Here is a 19,880-nt window from a genome sequence, read left to right as displayed (position 1 = left end):
GGAACCACCATGGACATGAGCTTTTCGCCCGACGACCAGGCCTTTCGCGCCGAGGTCCGCCAGTTCCTTCAGGACCGCTTGCCCAAGCGGCTGTCGGAAAAGGTCCGGCTGCAGCAGGAACTGACCAAGGCCGAGATCGAGGAATGGCACGCGGTCCTGAACGAAAAGGGCTGGCTGGCCGGGAACTGGCCGCGCGAATTCGGCGGCGCCGGCTGGACCGCGATCCAGCGCCACATCTTTGACGAGGAAAGCGCGCTGGCCAGCGCCCCCCGCGTCCTGCCCTTCGGCATCGCCATGCTGGGGCCGGTGCTGCAGAAATTCGGCAGCAAGGAACAGCAGGACCGCTTTCTGCCGCGCATCCTGAACGGGCAGGACTGGTGGTGTCAGGGCTATTCCGAACCCGGCGCGGGATCGGACCTCGCCTCGGTCAAGACGACGGCGGTGCGCGACGGCGACGACTATATCGTCAACGGCCAGAAGACATGGACCACGCTGGGCCAGCACGCGAACTGGATCTTCTGCCTCGTGCGGACCGATCCCACCGCCAAGGCGCAAGAGGGGATCAGCTTTCTGCTGATCGACATGACCAGCCCCGGCATCACCGTGCGCCCCATCGTGCTGCTGGACGGCACGCCCGAGGTGAACGAGGTGTTTTTCGACGACGTCCGGGTGCCGGCGGAAAACCTTGTGGGCGAGGAAAACAAGGGCTGGACCTATGCCAAATATCTGCTGACGCATGAACGCACGAACATCGCCGGCGTGGGCTTCGCCACGGCGGGCCTCGCGGCGCTGAAGCGCATCGCGCGGGCGCAGCAGGCCCATGGCAAGCCGCTGATCGAGAACCCGCTATTTGCCGCGCGTCTGGCCGAGATCGAAATCGACCTGATGGCCATGGCGACCACCAACCTGCGGATGCTGGCGCAGGCGGCGGCCGGGCAGGTGCCGGGGGCGGAAAGCTCGATGCTGAAGCTGAAGGGAACCCAGATCCGGCAGGCGATCAACGACCTGACCCGCCGCGCGGTCGGCCCCTGGGCGCTGGCCTTTCCGTCCGAGGCGGTCGAGGGCGCGAATGACCACCTGCCCCCCGGCCCGCCCGAGGCGGCAGCCGCGACCCGCGCCTATCTGAACAACCGCAAGCTGTCGATCTATGGCGGCTCGAACGAAATCCAGCGGGGGATCATCGCGAAATCCCTGCTGGGCCTTTAAGGGGAGAAACGCGTCATGGATTTCGGGTTCACCGACGAACAGACCATGCTGGGCGAAAGCCTCGCCCGCACGCTGGAGCGGGGCGGGGACGCCGCCGCCCTGTCCGAACTGGGCGCGGGCCTTGCCCTGATGACCGAAGAGGCGGGCGGCTTTGGCGGCACCGGGCCGGACATCCTGATGGTGTTCCGCACCCTTGGCCGCGCCGCCGCCGTCACACCGCTGCTCGACAGCGTGGTGCTGGGCGCGGGCATCCTGTCCGCCGCGGGCGAGGCCGATCTGGCCGAGGCCGCCGCCAGCGGCGAGGCCCGCATCGCGGTGGCGCTTGACGAACCCGGCCAGCGCTATGACGGCAACGTGTCGACCCTCGCCGAGGGCGAGCGGCTGACCGGCGAGAAATCGCTGGTGCCGGGGGCCGAGGATGCGACCCATCTGATCGTCAAGGCGACCGACGGGCTGTGGCTGGTCGAGGCCGGGGCCGAGGGGCTGGGCCTGCGCGGCTATGCCCTGATGGATGGCGGCCGCGCGACCGAGGTCACGCTGAAGGGCACCCCCGCCCGCCGCATCGGCGACGCCGCGCTGCTGGACCGGCCGCTGGCGGCGGCGATCCTTGCGGTCTGCGCCGACGCGCTGGGGGCGATGGAAAAGGCGGTCGAGTTGACCACCGACTACCTCAAGACCCGCAAGCAGTTCGGCCGGCCGATCGGCTCGTTCCAGGCGCTCCAGCACCGCATGGCCGACCTGCTGACCGAGGTCGAGCAGGCGCGTTCGGCGGTGTGGAACCTGGCCGGGAACATCGACACCGCCGACCGCGACCGTCATGTGGCGGCGACGAAATCGCTGCTGGGCCGGGTCGCGCTGTATGTGGCCGAGGAAACCATCCAGCTACATGGCGGCATCGGCATGACCGAGGAATACGAGCTGGCCCCCCTCGCCCGCCGCCTGCTGGCCGCCGATGCGCGGTTCGGCGACAGCGACCATCACCTCGAACGCTTCATCGCGGCCAGCGCGGCATGAGCGACGGCGGCATCATTCAGGGCGAGACCGGCGCGCAGCGTATGGTCGGCTATGTGCTCGACGTGGGCCAGCCGGACCGCCGCGCCCGCTGCCGGCTGGTCCTGGACGAGCGCCACACCAACCGCCACGGCGTGCTGCATGGCGGAATCGCGGGGATGCTGCTGGACAGCGCGGCGGGCGCCACCGCCAGCCTGACCGTCGATGACAGCGGCCGCCAGCCCTTCCTGACCGTCTCGCTGAACATCGACTTCGTCGGCCCGGCGCGGCATGGCGGCGTCACCGCGACCGGCCGCGTGGTCGGGGGCGGGCGCAGCCTACTGTTCGTCTCGGCCGAGCTGGTCCATGACGACGGCACCCTGATCGCCACCGCCAGCGGGATCTTCAAGCGCGTCCCCGCCGCCGCCCAAAGCCGCCCGAAGGACAGCCCATGACCGCCCCGCAGGCCGACGCCCTGATCGAGGATTGCGGCGATTACCTGCGGGTGACGCTGTCGAACCCCGGCTGCCGCAATGCGCTGGCCCCCGCCATGTATGCCCGCCTGCGCGAGGCGCTGGCGCAGGCCGCGGCGCAGGATCGACTGGGCGCCGTGGTGCTGACCGGGGCCGAGGGTTATTTCTGCGCCGGCGGCGACCTGAACGCGCTGGCCACCCGCGCGGCCATGCCCCGGGATGAACGCCGCGCCCGGATCGAGGATCTGCACGCCACCATCCGCGCCATCCGCGCCTGCCCGCGCCCGGTCATCGCCGCCGTCGAAGGCGGGGCGGCCGGGGCGGGGCTGTCGATTGCGCTGGCCTGCGACCTGCTGGTCGCGGCCGAGGATGCCAGCTTTGCCGCCGCCTATGTCCGCGTCGGGCTGGTGCCCGATGGCGGGCTGACCGCCTCGCTGGCGCGCAGGGTGCCGGCGGGCTTTGCCGCCCGCATGTGCCTGACCGGCGATCCCGTCCCCGCCGCGAGCTTTGCGGCCATGGGCGTGGTGACCGACCTCGTCGCGCCGGGGCAGGCGTTGGCCCATGCCGCCGCCTTGGCCGCGCGCATGGCGCAGGGCCCGGCCACCGCCCAGGGCGCGATCAAAAAGCTTCTCACCGCCGCCCGCGAGGGAGATTTTGACTCTCAACTGGACCGCGAGGCCGAGGCCATGGCCGATGCGCTGGCCGCCCCCGAGGCCGCCGCCGGCCTGACCGCCCGCCTGAACCGCACGACGCCCGATTTCGGCCGCGGCAGCTCTGGCGCCGACAAGAAGGAACCCCGCCCATGACCCTGACCCGCGTTCACGACCTGCTCGACATCCAGCGCTGCACCCGCCCGGACGCGCCCGCGCTGCGCGATGACGGCGGCAGCACCTATAGCTATGCCGAACTGGCCGACGCCGTGGAGGTGCTGGCCACGGAACTGCAGGCGCGCGACCTGCGCCCCGGCGACCGGCTGCTGATCCTGGCCGAAAACTGTGCGGCGCTGGTCGGGCTGCTGATGGCAACGTCGCGCCTTGATGCTGTGGCCGTACCGGTCAACGCCCGCATGACCGAACACGAGCTGCACCGCATCGCGGAACATGCCGACCCGCGCCTGACCGTCTATCTGAACCATGTCTCGCCGCAGGCCGGCACCCATGCCGAGATCGCGGGCGCGGCCGGGTGGGACACGCCGCTTGGCAAGCTGTCGATCGCCGGCCCGCACCCATCCGCCACGCCCGAGCCGGTAGCCGAAGGCGCCGCGCAGACAGCGGTGATCCTTTACACCACCGGCTCGACCGGGACGCCCAAGGGCGTCATGCTCAGCCACGCCAACCTGCTGTTTGGCGGCCAGACCTCGGCCCGGATGCGAGAGATCGCCTCGGACGACCTGATCCTGGGCGTGCTGCCGATGACGCATGTCTTCGGCCTGACCTCGATGATGATCGCCAGCACCGTCGCCGGTGCCGAGCTGTGGCTGTTCCCGCGCTTCTCGGCCCCGGCCGTGGTCGAGGCCCTGCAATCCGGCGTCAGCGTCCTTCCTGCGGTCCCGCAGATGCACGCGCTGATCATGGACGAGGTCAGCAAAAGCGGCAGGGGCCGCCTGCCGCCGGGGCGGCTGCGCTATGTCTCTTCGGGCGCGGCGCCGCTGGACCCCGACTGGAAGCGGCGGGCCGAAGCGTTCTACGGCGTGGCGCTGCAGAACGGCTATGGCCTGACCGAAACGACCGCAGGCGTCACCCTGACCACCAACCCGCCCGGCGTGCCCGATGTCAGCGTTGGCCCGGCCCTGCCCGGCGTGGATCTGCGCCTGCGCAATGTCGGCGCCGATGGCGTGGGCGAGATCCAGACCCGCGGCCCGCATGTCATGCCCGGCTATTTCCGCAACCCCGAGGCCACCGCCGCGGCCTTCGATGCCGAGGGCTTTCTGTGCACCGGCGATCTGGGCCGCATCGACAGCGACGGCAATTTGCACATCGCCGGCCGCTCGCGCGAGCTGATCATCCGGGGCGGCTTCAACGTCTATCCCCCCGAGGTCGAGGCCGCGCTGAACGACCACCCCCGCGTGGTCCAGACCGCCGTGATCGGCCGCAAGGTCGAGGGCGGCAACGAGGAGGTCTTGGCCTTCTGCCAGGCCGACGATCCCGCCGTGGTCAGCGAAGCCGACCTGCGCGAGCACGTGGCCGAGCGTCTCTCGCCCTACAAGCGGCCCTCGCGCATCATCGTGACAACGGCGTTGCCGACCTCGCCCAACGGCAAGATCCTCAAGCAGAAGCTGATCGAGACGTTCCGCGATGCGCTCGACACCAAGGAGGAAGGATGAGCACGATCGAACGCGAATCGATGGAATTCGACGTGGTGATCGTCGGGGCGGGGCCTGCGGGCCTGTCGGCGGCGATCCGCCTGAAGCAGATCGACCCGGACCTGAACGTGGTGGTGCTGGAAAAGGGCTCCGAGGTCGGGGCCCATATCCTGTCGGGCGCGGTGCTGGACCCGGTGGGCCTGAATGCCCTGATCCCCGACTGGAAGGACAAGGGCGCGCCGGTGAAGACGGCCGTCACCTCGGACAGCTTCGTGGTGCTGGGGCCGGCGGGCTCGGCGCGCATCCCGAACTGGCCGATGCCGCGGCTGATGTCGAACCACGGCAACTACATCGTCAGCATGGGCAACGTCTGCCGCTGGCTGGCCGAGCAGGCCGAAGGACTGGGCGTGGAAATCTTCCCCGGCATGGCGGCCTCCGAGCTGGTGATGGACGGCGACCGCGTGGCCGGCGTCGTCGCGGGCGAGATGGGCAAGAACCCCGACGGCACCCCTGGCCCGTCCTATGAGCCGGGCATGGAACTGCGCGGCAAATACGTCATGATCGCCGAGGGCGTACGCGGGTCTTTAGCCAAGCAGCTGATCGAGACATACGACCTGTCCGCCGGACACGAGCCGCAGAAGTTCGGCATCGGCATGAAGGAGATCTGGGAGATCGACCCGGCCAAGCACAAGCCGGGCACGGTCGTCCACACCATGGGCTGGCCGCTGGGCAAGAACGCGGGCGGCGGGTCCTTCATCTACCACGCCGAGAACAACCAGGTCTTCATCGGCTTCGTGGTCCACCTGAACTACGAGAACCCGTATCTCTACCCCTACGCCGAGTTCCAGCGCTTCAAGCACCACCCGGCCATCGCGGAGCTGCTGGAAGGCGGCAAGCGCGTGGCCTATGGCGCCCGCGCGATTTCCGAAGGCGGCTGGCAGTCGCTGCCGAAGATGACGGTGCCGGGCGCGCTGCTGCTGGGCTGCTCGGCGGGAATGGTCAACGTTCCCCGCATCAAGGGCAACCACAACGCCATGCTGTCGGGGATCGCGGCGGCGAACGCGGCCGCGGCGGCCATCTCCGCGGGACGCGAGGGCGACGAGCTGGTCGAGTACGAACAGGATGTCCGCACGGGCCTCATCGCCCATGACCTCAAGCGCGTCCGCAACGTCAAGCCCGCCTGGTCGCGCACCGGCATGGTGGGCAGCCTGATGCTGGGCGGCATGGACATGTGGGTCGCCAGCCTCTTCAACCGCAACATCCTGCGCACCTGGAAGCACGGCAAGACCGACGCCGCCGCGACCCGGCCCGCGAAGAACTATCGCCCGATCGACTACCCGAAGCCCGACGGCAAGCTGTCGTTCGACCGGCTGACCAACGTGGCCTTTTCCTTCACCAACCACGAGGAAAGCCAACCCTGCCACCTGAAGCTGAAGGACCCCACGGTCCCGATCCGGGTGAACCTGCCGGAATACGCCGAGCCGGCGCAGCGCTATTGCCCGGCCGGCGTCTACGAGGTGGTCGAGGACAAGTCGGTGCCCGAAGGTGCGCGCTTCGTGATCAACTTCCAGAACTGCGTCCACTGCAAGACCTGCGACATCAAGGACCCGTCGCAGAACATCGTCTGGACCACGCCGCAGGGCGGCGACGGGCCGAACTATCCCAACATGTAAGAAGGCCGGTGCCTCGCGACCCCAAGATAGGCCTGGCATGACCACCGTAATGCTTATTGAACTCGCCTGATGGAGATAGGAGAAACCACCATGAAGATGGACCGCATCGGCAGCTTCCGCTGGGAAGACCCCTTCCTGCTGGAAGACGAACTGACCGAGGAAGAGCGCATGATCCGCGACACCGCGCGGAGCTATGCCCAAGGCCACCTCGCTCCCCGCGTGCGCGAGGCCTTCCGGACCGAGCAGACCGACCGTGCCATCTTCACCGAGATGGGAGAACTGGGCCTGCTGGGCGTCACCATCCCCGAGGAGTTCGGGGGCACCGGTGCGGGCTATGTGAGCTACGGCCTTGTCGCGCGCGAGGTCGAACGGGTGGATTCGGGCTACCGATCCATGATGTCGGTGCAGGCGTCCCTGGTCATGCACCCGATCAACGCCTATGGGTCCGAGGAGCAGCGGCGCAAGTACCTGCCGAAGCTCTGTTCGGGCGAATGGGTGGGCTGCTTCGGCCTGACCGAGCCGGATGCGGGCTCGGACCCCGGCGGCATGAAGACCACCGCGAAAAAGACCCCCGGCGGCTACCGGCTGAACGGGTCCAAGATGTGGATCACCAACAGCCCCATCGCGGATGTCTTCGTCGTCTGGGCCAAGTCCGACGCGCATGGCGGCAAGATCCGTGGCTTCGTGCTGGAAAAAGGCATGAAGGGCCTCTCGGCGCCGAAGATCGAGGGCAAGCTGTCCTTGAGGGCGAGCGTCACCGGCGAGATCGTCATGGACGAGGTCGAGGTGGGCGAGGACGCGCTTTTGCCGAACGCCGAGGGCCTGGGCGGTCCCTTCGGCTGCCTCAACCGGGCGCGCTACGGCATCGCCTGGGGCGCGATGGGCGCGGCCGAGGCCTGCTGGCACGCCGCACGCCAGTATGGGCTGGACCGCAAGCAGTTCGGCAAACCGCTCGCGCAGACGCAGCTCCACCAGCTGAAGCTCGCCAACATGATGACCGAGATCACGCTGGGGCTGAACGCCGCCCTGCGCGTGGGGCGGCTGTTCGAGGCCGGGAAGATGCAGCCCGAGATGATCTCCCTGATCAAGCGCAACAACTGCGGCAAGGCGCTGGAGATCGCCCGCGTGGCCCGCGACATGCACGGCGGCAACGGCATCTCGGACGAATACCCGGTGATGCGCCATATGGTGAACTTGGAAACCGTCAATACCTACGAAGGCACCCACGACGTCCACGCCCTGATCCTCGGCCGTGCCCAGACCGGCCTGCAGGCGTTCTTCTGAGGAGATGCAGCCATGAAGCTTCTTGTGCCGGTCAAGCGCGTGATTGACTAGGGTCAGGACTCGTTCTCGTTTCATAGCCAGAACATGACGGTTGCTGCGAGGGCGACGGCGGATAGGAATACCTTCGGGCAGGAGGGGGACCCGCGCAAGGTTGTCGGTAGGGGCGAAGGGGAGGGGGATCACCCGGCCTGCACGACGACGCGAGGCGGAGGAAGGCCGGGGAAACCCCTTCGCCCCGTCAAGCCGACGGCCTTGCGTGGGGGAACCGGCGGTTCCCTGACGGACGCACGGAACGTGCGGCCCGGGAAAGCGGGGGCGTTCGGCTCTGTCCGAATCCCCCCGCAGGACATGGCCCGCCGAGGCGGGCCTCAAAGGATCTTCTTCGGTCCAGTTGAAGCCGCCTGACTGGTCAGGTTGCCCACAGGCTGCTGCGCTCGATCCCTGGCGTCTCGCTTGCAGCCTGCTTCGGCCCGTGCGGCGCTGCCGTCCCAGGCTGGACAACCCGCCTGGGATCGACCGTTGGGCCATGATCTCAGCGGTAATGCCGGTGATCGCGTCATGCGGGCGCCTCCCGCCAGGGCCGAGATGGACGGAGCAGGGCGACGAGGACCGACAAAGTCGACATTCGCCTGACTTTAGACAGTGCCCTTACTGGGCGTCATCGATGAGTTTCAACGCGCCATCGGGCAGCGGACGCTGCAATTCTTTCGCGTCAGTGCCATTGAGCCAGGCCGACCATGCATCAGGCTCCATCAAAATCACGGGCATAGCCTTTGGATGCACCGCCTTCACTTCGGCGTTCGGCCCGCAGGTCAGGAAGGCATAGAGGTCGTCGGTCGTTTCGCCATCCCTCACCTTGCGAACCGATTTCCAGCCCCGCGTCTCGATGCCCGCGAAAAACATCTGCGCGCCAGCATCTGCGGGCGCAAACCACTGATTGCCTTTTCCCTTGCCGAGCGGCTCTGCGAAGGCCGTCACCGGCACCAGACAACGGCACTCTTTGCCCAACCACCGCCGCCAATGTGGGCTGGACAGGTTGCGCACATTTGTCACGCCTGGATCTCGCTCGGTCTTTAGGGCAAATTTAGGTGAGGGCATTCCCCAGCGAGCTTTGACCAATTCCAGGCCATCCTCGTTATGCCGAACTATCGCGCCCAGCTGGTCGGGATAGACCTGGCCGGGCTGAAGATTGCCGGCCCGATCAGCCAGCCCGCTGAACAGTTTGCGCATGGCCTCCTGGGCGGTGATGTTGGAGTATAAATTGCACAATTTCTCACGCCTTTTCGTCGCGCCAGATCCAGCGAACAACCTGCTTGACGGGACGGCGGACCGTCAAGCCGTCCTGTAACTCGGTCGCAGACGGCACAATCCAGTGAATATCCATCCATTCGCGGCGGCGGCATTTCGAGCAAATGAATGGCGGCACTAGCAGATCATGATCCGGGCCAAGAACCTTGATGAGATCATGAGCCCAATAACGGCAGGCACGCCCGCAGCCGGTGCAGGTCACGAGCGCCAGCCGCCCCGAATGCTCGATGTGCCGCAAGGTGCGGTTTCGGAACTTGTTGGCAGATGGATGACCCGCTGGCATGTCCGGAACATACAGAGAACATCCGCTCCGCAGCAAGCGTTTCCGACCCTGATCAGCGCATGACTGGAAATCTACATTGGCAAGGCGTATGATTACATACGATTACATTGGAGCACACCATGCCGCAGCGCGCCGAAACAGAACTCATGACCGTCCGCACAGCCAGGGTCTCGGAGATCGATGCCTTGGCCGCCGCGATGGATCGTTCTCGCAACTATGTGGTCAATCAGGCGATCGATCAGTTTCTCGAAGCCAACGCTTGGCAAATGGAACGGATCGCGGCCGGGGTGGCCGCAGCGCGCGAGGGTAACGTCAGTTCTGCCGACGACGTCTTTGGCGCCATTGCCACCAAGCATGGCTGGCAGGCTTGAAGACACTTCTCATTGCCGAGCCGGCCGGGCGAGACCTTGAAGCCATCGTGGATTATATCGCGCGGGAAAACCCGGCTGCGGCCGAGAATGTGTACAGGCAGATTGCCCGAACAGCCGCGAAGCTTCCGGAGTTTCCCGCACTCGGCCGTCCGGGGCGCTTTTCCGGGACGCGGGAAATGAATGTGGCAGGGTCACCCTATCTCATTGTCTACGAGGTCAACGTCGAGGCAGTCACAATTCTGGCCGTCTTTCACACCTCCCGCAATCTCGCAGCGGCCCTTCGCGATCGTATGGAAGGCAGCTAAGCAGGACGAAGCTGCGGTCTGCATTTTTGCCGTAGGGCGGGCTGAAGCCCGCCCTACAGGCGATGTCAGAAAAGGGCACTCGTTTCGCGCTGTGACGCGGCATTTTCTTATATGCCTACCCACGTCGGAACAGCGGCACAGGCGGCTGAGCAGCTTTAACCGGCATCTTGCTTACCGAGGTGAATAGCAAGATGTTGTTGTGGGAACACGGGTGAGAGGCGATGGCCGAACGCAATGACATATCGGGTCTTTTGGCCTTCATTGGCAGGGAAGGCGACTGGCGGGAACGGCTGCAGGATGTGGTCGCGGAACACCTGATACCCGCGCTGGAAGAATTCGAGCTCGACCAGGAAGGCCTGGCCGACCTCCTGGGCGAGCAGTGGACGGGCGTGCTTTGGGGGTGCGGGTTCGAGGACTTCCTTGGCCAGCGCTATGAGGACGGAAACATCGTCGATCTCTACCTGAAGCGGCGCGGCTGGAAGGAGACGGCGCTGAACCGGGCCTATTTTGCGGCGCTGCGGGATGCGCCGGTCAGCTTGTATGAAGTCAGTAATGTCCAGCCCGGCACGTCGATGACGCTACGCGATCTGTTGTCGGATGCTGCCCCGGTCACAGTGAAGGAGATATCCGCTACACGCACACTGAAGCAATGGGACCGGATTGCCGTGCGCGTGGTGCCCGAGCGAGAGCACCACGTTATCTCCGGGGCGTTGTTGCCCTTTCGGGCCGAGACAGTGGATTTCCTGATTTCGGGGCTGCGCGATGCTCTGAAGCTGAAGAAGCGAGATGCACTGCGGCTCACCCGCGATCAGCTTCTGACCTGCGCACCCATCTTTACCACCGCATGGCTATTTATCGAGATCGATCGCGCCCTCACCCCGGCGCAACCGCAGTTCACGAATTCGGACGGGGATGATGTGTTGTTCCACGACCTGCGGTACCTGTTTGCCAGCGGCGTCACGCAAAGGGCGGTGGCAGAGCGGCTGGACCGGGTGAAGGGTTTCCTGCCGCAGGGACCGAAGCTCTGGAGCTGGCTGGCGGAGCGGAAGGGGCGCGGCGGCAAGGCTGGCTATGACATCATGCTGGACACGCAGATGGAGGGGGTCACCGTTCTGGGCTCCATGGAACTGAAGGGCAAGGCGCTGCTCGTGACCGTCAACTCGACCGAGCGGGCGGACAAGGTCCGGAAGTTGATCCGCGACGCCGCCGGGGACCTGTTAAGATCGCATTTGACCACGATCCGGACGGTTGATCAGATGCGGGCCGACCAACAGCGCGACAGGCCGAGTGAGGAGGTCGAGGAAATTCCACCAGACATCGCGCGCCAACTGATGCGGGATCACATGGACAAGCATTACCGCGAAACGCTGGACGCGCCAATCCCGGCGCTTGGAAGCAAATCACCGCGGCAGGCCGTCCACACGGCAGCGGGGCGCGAGAAGGTGATCGATTGGTTGAAGCTGCTGGAAAACCATAGCGCCAGGCATGATGAGGGTCCGATTACCGAATACGACTTCAGCTGGATGTGGGCCGAGCTCGGATTGGAAGAGCACCGGATGTAGCTTTGGGCAGGGCCTTTGCCCGACATCAGCGGCCCAATGCCGACATTCAGGACAAATGTGGCTTCTCAATTTTTCTCCGAAAGCAGTCTTTCATGTTGCGCCGCGGCATGATGATAACAAAATACTACAAGCAGGATAGGCATGGCGAATGTTGATACAGAAGAGTTACCACTGCTAAGCGCCATTTAGAGATGGCTAGTAGAAGCGACTGCTTGGACGAAATAGCCCCTACGGATGGTCGGGGACACTGAAGCAAGCCTTTCTACCTTTGCTTTTTAAGTACCCGCATCCACGCCAAAGCAAGGGAATAGCGAATACGCCAGCAAACCCGCATCAGATCAGCGATCAACTGCCCCTGCAGTCCGAGCCAGCATCCTTTTCAACTCGGGCCGGCATGATCCGCAATTCGTCCCCGCACCCAGGGCAGCGCCGATTTCATTAAGAGTAGCTGTTTTCCGGGTCGCGATGAAGCGCGCGATCCTGTTAGCACCGATTCCAAGACAGGCGCAAACGACAGCGCCTTCGTCCTGCCGATCGCCTCCCGGCCTGCCCGCAAGGATGTCTGCAGTCTGATCGCTGTCCAATGCCTCGGCGATATGACTGCGGGACAGGGCCACTGGCCCGGGCGAAACAAACAGAGCTGCCTGCAGGCGGCCGTCTTGAAGAAAGGCCAGCCGGACAGTCCCGTGATGGCGGTCACGCATGATCATTGGCGTGGTATCCAGGCCGAAAAGTTTTGCGGCCTCTTCTATCCAATCACGGGGGGGTTCCTTCCACGCAAGTTCTGCCTGATGGCCTTTAGGAAGTTTGGCGATGGCCAAGTAATCGCCGGCCGCGTTGATCTCTGATTTCGACACGGCAAACCCGTAACAGCCTGCCCGGAAGGCGCTTATATTCACGGCGGCGGATTTCAGGGCGGGCTGCCCCGAGATCGGATCGGTCAGACCCGGAACAAGCGAAGATACACGACCCGCCGATGACGTCTCGCCGGTCCAATGAATGGGCGCAAAAGGATGGCCGGGTGCTGCACGATCCGTGATCAGAACCCGCAGGATTGCGCGGCCATGTTCGTTCTCGACCTGCGCCAGACCGGCCGGGGCAAGACCCAGCCGCTCGGCATCGCGTGGGTGAAGCTCAAGGAAAGGCTCGGCGATATGGCGGGACAACCTGGCAGCCCGTCCCGTCCGTGTCATGCTGTGCCAATGGTCGCGCACGCGCCCGGTATTCAGCGTGAAGGGTGCCGCAATATCGACCGGCCGCCGGTTGGCGGGAAAGATCGGGACCATGCGCCCGCGCCCCGATGGCGTCTGAAAAAGCCCGTCTCCGAAAAAGCGCCCACCCTGGCGCGACGGAGATTGCGGCCAGAGGAACGGCTCCATCCTGTCATATTCAGGCGCTGTCGTCTCACGATAATCCGAGATGTCGAAGTCGCTGCCAAGCCCGCCAGCCACGCCGGAAAGCGCCGCATGTTCCGCGAAAATCTGCGCAGGCCCCGTCCAATCAAAGGCATCGGCCCAGCCCAACCGCTTGGCCACATCCGCCATGATGCGCCAGTCGTCCCGCGCCTGCCCCGGAGCGGCAAGAGCACGGCGCTGGCGGCTGACCCGGCGTTCGGAATTGGTGACGGTTCCGTCTTTTTCCGCCCAGCCGGTCGCAGGCAACAGCACATCCGCCAGACGCGTTGTGTCGGTTTGCGTCACAATGTCTGAAACGACCGTGAAGTCGCAGCCCTTGATGGCACGGGCCACGCGGTCGGCCTCTGGCATGGACAGGGCGGGATTGGTGCACATGATCCAAAGCGCCTTGATCCTGCCTTCTTCGACGGCCCGGAACATGTCCACCGCTTTCAGGCCCGGTTTCTCGGCGATACGCGGCGCCTGCCAGAAACCCCGGACGGCGTCGCGGTGATCCGGGTTGTCGATATCGAGATGGCAGGCCAGCATATTCGCAAGCCCGCCAACCTCGCGCCCGCCCATGGCATTGGGCTGACCGGTGACCGAAAACGGCCCCATGCCGGGCTTGCCAATCCGGCCGGTGGCAAGGTGACAGTTCAGGATCGCGTTGACATTGTCGGTCCCGCTTTCGGATTGGTTGATGCCCTGGGAATAGACCGTCACCACACGCTCGCTTGCGGTCCACAGGTCCAGAAAGCGGGTCAGATCGGCATCGGGCAGACCGGTCGAGGATAGCGGAGTTGCCTGTGCTGCGGCCAGCGCATCCTCCATCCCGTCCAGATTGGGGGCGAAACCGTGATCGATCAGGCCACGGCGCGCGATTTCCGCCAGCAACAGGTTGAACAGGACGGTATCCGTTCCCGCATTCAGCGCAAGGTGCAGATCGGCGATGTCGCAGGTGGCCGTGCGCCGGGGATCGACGACGACGACCTTTGTCCCGCGCGTCTCTCGGCCCGCTGCCAGACGCTGATACAGGATCGGGTGACACCAGGCGAGGTTCGAGCCGACAAGGACCACCGTATCGGCAAGCTCAAGATCCTCATAGAGCCCCGGCACCGTGTCGCTGCCAAAGGCGCGCTTGTGACCCGCCACCGAAGACGCCATGCAAAGCCTTGAATTGGTGTCGATATTGGCGCTGCCGATAAAGCCCTTCATCAGCTTGTTGGCGACATAGTAATCCTCGGTCAGCAATTGCCCCGAGACGTAGAAGGCGACCGAATCCGGCCCATGTTTGGCGATGGCATCGCTGAAACGCTGCGCGACCAGATCGAGCGCCTGATCCCAGCTCGATCTTTTGCCGTGGATATAGGGATCGAGCAGGCGTCCCCGCAGGCCCAATGTCTCGCCAAGCGCGGCGCCCTTGACGCAAAGCCGGCCCTTGTTCGCGGGATGATCGGGATCGCCCTCGATCGCCAGCCCGCCATTGGCCAGCGGCGTGGCCAGAACGCCGCAGCCCACTCCGCAATAGGGGCATGTCGTCCGGATCGGTTTGGTTGCGGGCTGCATGTTCATGGTCCGGGCCCTTTATTCGGCGGGCATGACGGCGGGTTGCGGCTTGACCGGCTCATCCCGGTCAAGCTCGGGCGAGGTCTTGTAATGCGTGGCATAGATCATTGCGCCGACAAAGGTCAGCCCGCCGACCAGATTGCCGATGACCGTCGGGATCTCGTTCCAGATCAGATAGTCGGCGATGGTGAAATCGCCGCCCAGCAGCAGCCCCGAGGGGAACAGGAACATGTTCACGATGGAATGTTCGAAGCCCATGTAGAAAAACACCATGATCGGCATCCACATCGAGATGACTTTGCCCGACACGCTGGTCGACATCATCGCCGCGACCACCCCGGTCGAGACCATCCAGTTGCACATCACCGCACGGACAAAAAGCGTCAGCATGCCGGCCGCGCCATGTGCCGCATAGCCGACGGTCCGTCCTTCGCCGATATGGCCGATCCGCTGACCGACTTCGTTCGGGGCCTCGGACCAGCCGAAAGTGACGATGATCGCCATGAAGATCGCCACGGTGAAGGCGCCAGCGAAGTTCCCGCAGAACACAAGGCCCCAATTGCGCAGCATCCCCTTCATGGTGACGCCGCGCCGCTTGTCCAGCAACGCCAGCGGGACCAGCGTGAACACCCCCGTCAGCAGGTCGAAGCCCAGCAGATAAAGCATGCAGAAGCCGACCGGAAAAAGTAGCGCCCCGATCAGCGCATTGCCGGTATTGACGGTGACGGTCACGGCAAAAGCCGCGGCAAGCGCCAATATCGCGCCTGCCATAAAGGCGCGGATCAGCGTGTCCTTGGTGGACATGAAAACCTTCGCCTCACCGGCATCGACCATCTTTTTCGCGAAATCGCTGGGTGTCACGTAAGACATCTTGAAACTCCTCAGGCTACGCGGCGGGCCATCAGCCCCGCGCTGATCAGAATGCGGCCATGCTCGACACGGATCGGATAGGTTCGGACATGGCCTTCATCCGCGCCCTGCGCTTCGCCCGAATTCATGTCGAAGACCCAGTTATGCAGCGGACAGGTGACCGAGCTGCCATGCACGATCCCCTCAGAAAGCGGCCCGCCCTTATGCGGGCAGCGGTCGTCCAGCGCGAAGACCTGGTCATCCGCGGTGCGGAAGACGGCGATGCAGCCCTGCGCGGTCTTCACCACCCGTGCGCCCTGTTTCGGCACATCATCCAAAGCTCCGATATCGACGAAATGTGTCATTCGGCGGCCTCCAGTGTGAAATCGGCAAGCGGCGCCCATTTGGGCGTCTCCAAGGTGGTGGAATGCTCGGCCCAGGGATCCTTGCGATAGACTGACTGGCTGATCTCGAACCGCGCGACCAGATCGCGGCGATTGTCGAGATCATCGACGACCTGTTCCTTCACCCAGTCCAGCCCGACCTTTGCGACCCATTTCCAGGGGCGATGCAGATATTGCGCATGTTCGCGGTAAAGCTGGACAAAGGCGGTGATGATCTCGACCGTTTCGTCCTCGGTCGCGGCATCGGCCAGATGTTCGGTTTCCTTCACCTCCATCCCGGCGGCACCGGCCACGCTGATCTTGAAGCCGGAATCCACGCAGATGACGCCGACATCCTTGCAGGTCGCCTCGGCGCAGTTGCGGGGGCAGCCAGAGACACCCAGCTTGACCTTGTGCGGCGTCCACGAGCCCCAGAGCAGCTTTTCCAGACGGATGCCCAGCCCGGTCGAATCCTGCGTGCCGAAACGGCAGAATTCCGACCCGACACAGGTTTTGACGGTGCGCAGCCCCTTGGAATAGGCGTGACCGCTGACCAGTCCGGCCTGGTTCAGATCGGCCCACATATGCGGCAGGTCTTCCTTGCGAACGCCCAGCAGATCGATCCGCTGACCGCCGGTGACCTTGACCATGGGAACGTTATATTTGTCCGCCGCATCGGCAATGGCCCGCAACTCGTCCGGGGTGGTCACACCGCCCCACATGCGGGGCACGACCGAATAGGTGCCGTCTTTCTGGATATTCGCATGGTTGCGTTCGTTCACAAACCGCGACTGGCGGTCGTCGCGGTATTCCAGCGGCCATTCGGCCAGCAGATAGAAATTCAGCGCCGGACGGCAGGAATGGCAGCCACCGACCGATTTCCAACCCAGTTCCTGCATGACGGCGGGGATCGATTTCAGACCCATCGCCCGGATCAAGCGGCGCACATCCTCGTGACTGTGATCGGTGCATTTACACATGCCCTCCGGGGCCTCCGCCAAGTCACCGCCAAGAGTAAAGGCCATGACCTGCTGGACCAGCCCGGTGCAGGTACCGCAGGAACCGCTGGCCTTGGTGGTTGCGCGCACCGCATCCAGCGTGGTCGCGCCGCCCTGCACGGCCTCGACGATCGTGCCTTTGCATATGCCGTTGCAGCCGCAGATCTCCGCCTCAGGCGGCAATGCTGCAACGGCCGCCATAGGGTCCGGTGCGGCACCCCCCTGATAGGCGGGGCCGAAGATCAGCGTCTCGCGCATCTCACCTATATCCGTGCCCTCCTTCATCAGCCCGTAGAACCAGTTACCATCCGCTGTGTCGCCATACATGACGACGCCGATGATGCGATTCTCTTGAAGGACTAGACGCTTGTAGATGCCGCGCCCCGGATCGCGGAAAACGATATCCTCGCGCCCCTCGCCCTCGGCAAAATCGCCCGCGCTGAAAAGGTCGCAGCCGGTGACTTTCAGCTTGGTCGCGGTCTGGACAGGCTGAAACGCGTCCTCTTCTTCCAGCAGAGTTTTCGCCAGCACCTTGGCCTGATCGTAAAGCGGCGCCACCAGCCCGAACAACTGCTGGCGATGTTCGACGCATTCGCCAAGCGCGAAGATATGCGGATCGCTGGTGCGCAGGGCGTCATCGACGGTGATCCCGCGTTCGACCTCCAGATGAGCATCGACGGCGATTCGGGTTTCGGGACGGATGCCGACGGCCATGCAGACCAGGTCGGCGGGATAGACGGTGCCGTCTTCCAGCAGCACCGCCTCGGCCCTGCCATGGCCCATGATCGCCTTGGTCGCGCCTTTGCAGTGAACGGTGATGCCGCGCTTTTCCAGGTCCTTCTGCAACAGATAGCCTGCGGCCGGGTCCAGCTGACGCTCCATCAGGTGATCCATCAGATGAATGACGGTCACCTTCGCCCCGCGCAACGCCATGCCGGCCGCAGCTTCGAGCCCCAGCAGGCCGCCACCGATCACGACGGCATCCTTGCCGGCCATGCCCGCCTCGATCATGGCATTCGTATCCTCAAGATCGCGATAGGTGACCACGCCGGGCAGTTCCTTGCCTGCCACAGGAATGATGAAAGGGGCGGAACCCGTCGCAATGACAAGCGCATCATATTCCGCGCTGGAATGGTTGGAATGAACCACGCGCTTATCGCGGTCGATCTTGACGACCGGCTGGCCGAAGCGGCAATCGACGCCATGCGCGGCATACCAGTCTTCGTCATGGGTGACGATGTCCTCGTATGTTTTCTCGCCCGACAGAACTGGAGACAGCATCAGCCGGTTATAATTTCCGCGCGGCTCGCCGTTGAACAGCGTCACGTCATAGGCGTCCGGATTGGCTTCAAACAGCTGCTCCAGCATCCGGCCCGAGGCCATGCCCGCCCCGATAACCACAAGTTTCTTTTTCATCGCTCTTTCTCCTTCAGGTCAGGCGGCTTGCGGCGTGGCAGCGCGATCCATCCGGCGGATCGAGGCATGCATCCAGATGAGGCAACCGATCACCAGCGCGAAGATCACCATGAAGCAGGTGGACCAGAGGCCGGTTTCCTCTTTCAGCCAGCCGAACAGCAGCGGCAGGACAAAGCCGCCCAAGCCGCCGATCATGCCGACCAGACCGCCGACCGCGCCCACATTGTCGGGGTAATATGACGGGATATGCTTATAGACCGCGGCCTTGCCGAGGCTCATGAAGAAGCCCAGCACGAAGATCACCACCAGGAACACCAAAACCGGCACACCGGTGGGCAGCGACAGGATGGCCGCGCATAGGGCGGAAACGATCAGCGTGACATACATCACCACGCGCGCGCCGACGCGGTCCGACAGGACGCCGCCATAGGCACGAAAGATGGATGCAGGAATGGAATAGGCCGCGCCGACCATGCCGGCGGTTTTGACGTCAAAGCCGTAGACGCCGATCAGGTAATGCGGCAGCCACAGCGCCAGCGCGACAAAGCCACCGAAGCTGAAGAAATAATAGGCCGAGAAGCGCCAGACCTGCAGGTTTTTCAGTGGTGCGAGTTCCGCCTTCATACTGCGCAGCGGTGCCTTGGTGTCGTGGCGCGCCGCGGTGACCGGGTCATCCTTGCTGAGGAACCAGAACAGCACCGCCATCACCGCAAGCGCGGCGGCCCAGACCTGCGCCGTGGCCTGCCAGCCAAGGGCGACCATGACAAAGGGGGCGACGAATTTGGTCACCGCCGCGCCGACATTGCCGACACCGAAAACGCCAAGCGCGGTGCCTTGCTTCTTACCGTCGAAGAAGCGCGAGACGTAGGCGACGCCGACCGCGAAGGACCCGCCGGCCAGACCAACGCCAAGCGCAGCCAGCAGCATTTGCGGATAGGTCGTGGCCCAGCCCAGAAGGAACGTCGCAAGCGCTGCGGCCAGCATGGTCAGCGTATAAACAATGCGACCGCCCAGACGGTCGGTCAAAACGCCAAGCCCAAGCCGGACCAGCGATCCGGTCAGGATCGGCATCCCGATCAGCAGGCCAAACTGCGTTTCAGTGAGGCCGAGTTGCTCTTTTATCTGGATTCCTATGATGGAAAAGATCGTCCAGACGGCAAAGCAGATGGTGAAGGCGATGGTGGACAGGGTCAGTGCCTGACCCGATTCATGTGCGGACGCTACGGTCATGGATGCAGGTGCTCTGATGGCAAAACTGGGTTGCAGTGGCTGTCGGAAAGCGCGGGGCATATGGAGAGGCGCGCCCGACCACGGGCGACACGGCGAACCGCCATCGCGCTTTCAGGAGAGATGCCGCATCGTTGCGAGCGAGCCGCAGGCGCGCCATTGCACCGGGCTATGTCCTCAGGATCATCCCGGAGTACCGCTGCCGCAAGTCAAAATGCTGCAGAGCAGCGAAATCCAAGTCATTCAGGCTGTAAATGCCGGAAATTCGCGCGGCAACCCGGCGGCGCGCC

General features: G+C 64.5%; 17 protein-coding genes. 10 read left to right on the top strand and 7 right to left on the bottom strand.

Annotated features, from left to right (window positions below; all coding sequences use genetic code 11):
* Nucleotides 1–9: 9 nt before the first annotated feature.
* The 7 genes from PAE61_RS04415 to PAE61_RS04385 all read left to right on the top strand — a co-directional run bounded on the left by PAE61_RS04415 (nt 10) and on the right by PAE61_RS04385 (nt 7,928).
* Nucleotides 10–1,206, top strand: coding sequence for an acyl-CoA dehydrogenase family protein (locus PAE61_RS04415; RefSeq protein WP_271071068.1), 1,197 nt, complete (start codon nt 10–12; stop codon nt 1,204–1,206).
* Nucleotides 1,207–1,221: 15 nt separating this feature from the next.
* Nucleotides 1,222–2,220, top strand: coding sequence for an acyl-CoA dehydrogenase family protein (locus PAE61_RS04410; protein WP_101754692.1), 999 nt, complete (start codon nt 1,222–1,224; stop codon nt 2,218–2,220).
* Nucleotides 2,217–2,651 carry a PaaI family thioesterase gene (locus PAE61_RS04405; RefSeq protein WP_101754691.1) on the top strand — a complete coding sequence of 145 codons (435 nt, stop codon included), beginning with the start codon at nt 2,217–2,219 and terminating at the stop codon, nt 2,649–2,651. Before PAE61_RS04410 ends, PAE61_RS04405 begins: the two co-directional genes overlap by 4 nt.
* Complete coding sequence (locus PAE61_RS04400; RefSeq protein ID WP_271114195.1) at nt 2,648–3,475, top strand: oxepin-CoA hydrolase, alternative type; 828 nt, start codon at nt 2,648–2,650, stop codon at nt 3,473–3,475. Before PAE61_RS04405 ends, PAE61_RS04400 begins: the two co-directional genes overlap by 4 nt.
* Nucleotides 3,472–4,992, top strand: a complete 1,521-nt coding sequence (locus PAE61_RS04395) for a class I adenylate-forming enzyme family protein (protein ID WP_271114194.1) — start codon at nt 3,472–3,474, stop codon at nt 4,990–4,992. Before PAE61_RS04400 ends, PAE61_RS04395 begins: the two co-directional genes overlap by 4 nt.
* Complete coding sequence (locus tag PAE61_RS04390; RefSeq protein WP_271071071.1) at nt 4,989–6,644, top strand: electron transfer flavoprotein-ubiquinone oxidoreductase; 1,656 nt, start codon at nt 4,989–4,991, stop codon at nt 6,642–6,644. The genes PAE61_RS04395 and PAE61_RS04390 overlap by 4 nt, the downstream gene beginning before the upstream one ends.
* A 90-nt stretch (nt 6,645–6,734) precedes the next feature.
* Nucleotides 6,735–7,928, top strand: a complete 1,194-nt coding sequence (locus tag PAE61_RS04385; RefSeq protein ID WP_252734076.1) for an acyl-CoA dehydrogenase — start codon at nt 6,735–6,737, stop codon at nt 7,926–7,928.
* A 648-nt stretch (nt 7,929–8,576) separates the two neighbouring features.
* On the opposite strand, the gene PAE61_RS04380 is transcribed toward PAE61_RS04385, so the two are convergent.
* On the bottom strand, nt 8,577–9,197 hold the full coding sequence (locus PAE61_RS04380; RefSeq protein WP_353620377.1) for an SOS response-associated peptidase: 621 nt from the start codon (nt 9,195–9,197) through the stop codon (nt 8,577–8,579).
* A 4-nt stretch (nt 9,198–9,201) separates the two neighbouring features.
* Entirely contained in the window at nt 9,202–9,474 is a 273-nt protein-coding gene (locus PAE61_RS04375; protein ID WP_271114193.1) for a hypothetical protein, read from the bottom strand.
* Between the two features lie 164 nt (nt 9,475–9,638).
* Between PAE61_RS04375 and PAE61_RS04370 the strand changes: the two genes are divergently transcribed.
* The 3 genes from PAE61_RS04370 to PAE61_RS04360 all read left to right on the top strand — a co-directional run bounded on the left by PAE61_RS04370 (nt 9,639) and on the right by PAE61_RS04360 (nt 11,757).
* Nucleotides 9,639–9,890 carry a CopG family ribbon-helix-helix protein gene (locus PAE61_RS04370; protein ID WP_271114192.1) on the top strand — a complete coding sequence of 84 codons (252 nt, stop codon included), beginning with the start codon at nt 9,639–9,641 and terminating at the stop codon, nt 9,888–9,890.
* Entirely contained in the window at nt 9,887–10,195 is a 309-nt protein-coding gene (locus tag PAE61_RS04365) for a type II toxin-antitoxin system RelE/ParE family toxin (RefSeq protein ID WP_101754684.1), read from the top strand. The genes PAE61_RS04370 and PAE61_RS04365 overlap by 4 nt, the downstream gene beginning before the upstream one ends.
* Before the next feature lie 221 nt (nt 10,196–10,416).
* Nucleotides 10,417–11,757 carry a DUF7986 domain-containing protein gene (locus PAE61_RS04360; protein WP_271114191.1) on the top strand — a complete coding sequence of 447 codons (1,341 nt, stop codon included), beginning with the start codon at nt 10,417–10,419 and terminating at the stop codon, nt 11,755–11,757.
* Nucleotides 11,758–12,095: 338 nt separating this feature from the next.
* On the opposite strand, the gene PAE61_RS04355 is transcribed toward PAE61_RS04360, so the two are convergent.
* Genes PAE61_RS04355 through PAE61_RS04335 form a run of 5 tightly spaced genes read right to left on the bottom strand, consistent with a single transcriptional unit; the run spans nt 12,096 to nt 19,593 of the window.
* Nucleotides 12,096–14,723: a nitrate reductase gene (locus PAE61_RS04355; RefSeq protein ID WP_271114190.1), complete on the bottom strand. Its 2,628-nt coding sequence runs from the start codon at nt 14,721–14,723 to the stop codon at nt 12,096–12,098.
* A gap of 12 nt (nt 14,724–14,735) precedes the next feature.
* Nucleotides 14,736–15,587, bottom strand: a complete 852-nt coding sequence (locus PAE61_RS04350) for a formate/nitrite transporter family protein (RefSeq protein ID WP_036744094.1) — start codon at nt 15,585–15,587, stop codon at nt 14,736–14,738.
* 11 nt (nt 15,588–15,598) lie between these two features.
* Nucleotides 15,599–15,931 (bottom strand): nitrite reductase small subunit NirD, encoded by a 333-nt coding sequence (gene nirD / locus PAE61_RS04345; protein WP_271114189.1) that lies wholly within the window; start codon nt 15,929–15,931, stop codon nt 15,599–15,601.
* Nucleotides 15,928–18,363 (bottom strand): nitrite reductase large subunit NirB, encoded by a 2,436-nt coding sequence (gene nirB, locus PAE61_RS04340; protein ID WP_271114188.1) that lies wholly within the window; start codon nt 18,361–18,363, stop codon nt 15,928–15,930. The genes nirD and nirB overlap by 4 nt, the downstream gene beginning before the upstream one ends.
* 18 nt (nt 18,364–18,381) lie before the next feature.
* Nucleotides 18,382–19,593, bottom strand: a complete 1,212-nt coding sequence (locus tag PAE61_RS04335; protein ID WP_271114187.1) for an MFS transporter — start codon at nt 19,591–19,593, stop codon at nt 18,382–18,384.
* Nucleotides 19,594–19,880: the final 287 nt, after the last annotated feature.

This window comes from Paracoccus aerodenitrificans, from assembly GCF_027913215.1.
Lineage (GTDB): Bacteria > Pseudomonadota > Alphaproteobacteria > Rhodobacterales > Rhodobacteraceae > Paracoccus > Paracoccus aerodenitrificans.
Note: the sequence above shows the minus strand (reverse complement) of the source record. Positions and strands in the feature narration are given on the sequence as shown.

Coding starts and splice junctions, on each gene's coding strand:
- PAE61_RS04415 (WP_271071068.1), top strand. CDS start 10: ATGGACATGAGCTTTTCGCCCGACGACCAGGCCTTTCGCGCCGAGGTC.
- PAE61_RS04410 (WP_101754692.1), top strand. CDS start 1,222: ATGGATTTCGGGTTCACCGACGAACAGACCATGCTGGGCGAAAGCCTC.
- PAE61_RS04405 (WP_101754691.1), top strand. CDS start 2,217: ATGAGCGACGGCGGCATCATTCAGGGCGAGACCGGCGCGCAGCGTATG.
- PAE61_RS04400 (WP_271114195.1), top strand. CDS start 2,648: ATGACCGCCCCGCAGGCCGACGCCCTGATCGAGGATTGCGGCGATTAC.
- PAE61_RS04395 (WP_271114194.1), top strand. CDS start 3,472: ATGACCCTGACCCGCGTTCACGACCTGCTCGACATCCAGCGCTGCACC.
- PAE61_RS04390 (WP_271071071.1), top strand. CDS start 4,989: ATGAGCACGATCGAACGCGAATCGATGGAATTCGACGTGGTGATCGTC.
- PAE61_RS04385 (WP_252734076.1), top strand. CDS start 6,735: ATGAAGATGGACCGCATCGGCAGCTTCCGCTGGGAAGACCCCTTCCTG.
- PAE61_RS04370 (WP_271114192.1), top strand. CDS start 9,639: ATGCCGCAGCGCGCCGAAACAGAACTCATGACCGTCCGCACAGCCAGG.
- PAE61_RS04360 (WP_271114191.1), top strand. CDS start 10,417: ATGGCCGAACGCAATGACATATCGGGTCTTTTGGCCTTCATTGGCAGG.
- PAE61_RS04355 (WP_271114190.1), bottom strand. CDS start 14,723: ATGAACATGCAGCCCGCAACCAAACCGATCCGGACGACATGCCCCTAT.
- PAE61_RS04350 (WP_036744094.1), bottom strand. CDS start 15,587: ATGTCTTACGTGACACCCAGCGATTTCGCGAAAAAGATGGTCGATGCC.
- nirD (WP_271114189.1), bottom strand. CDS start 15,931: ATGACACATTTCGTCGATATCGGAGCTTTGGATGATGTGCCGAAACAG.
- nirB (WP_271114188.1), bottom strand. CDS start 18,363: ATGAAAAAGAAACTTGTGGTTATCGGGGCGGGCATGGCCTCGGGCCGG.
- PAE61_RS04335 (WP_271114187.1), bottom strand. CDS start 19,593: ATGACCGTAGCGTCCGCACATGAATCGGGTCAGGCACTGACCCTGTCC.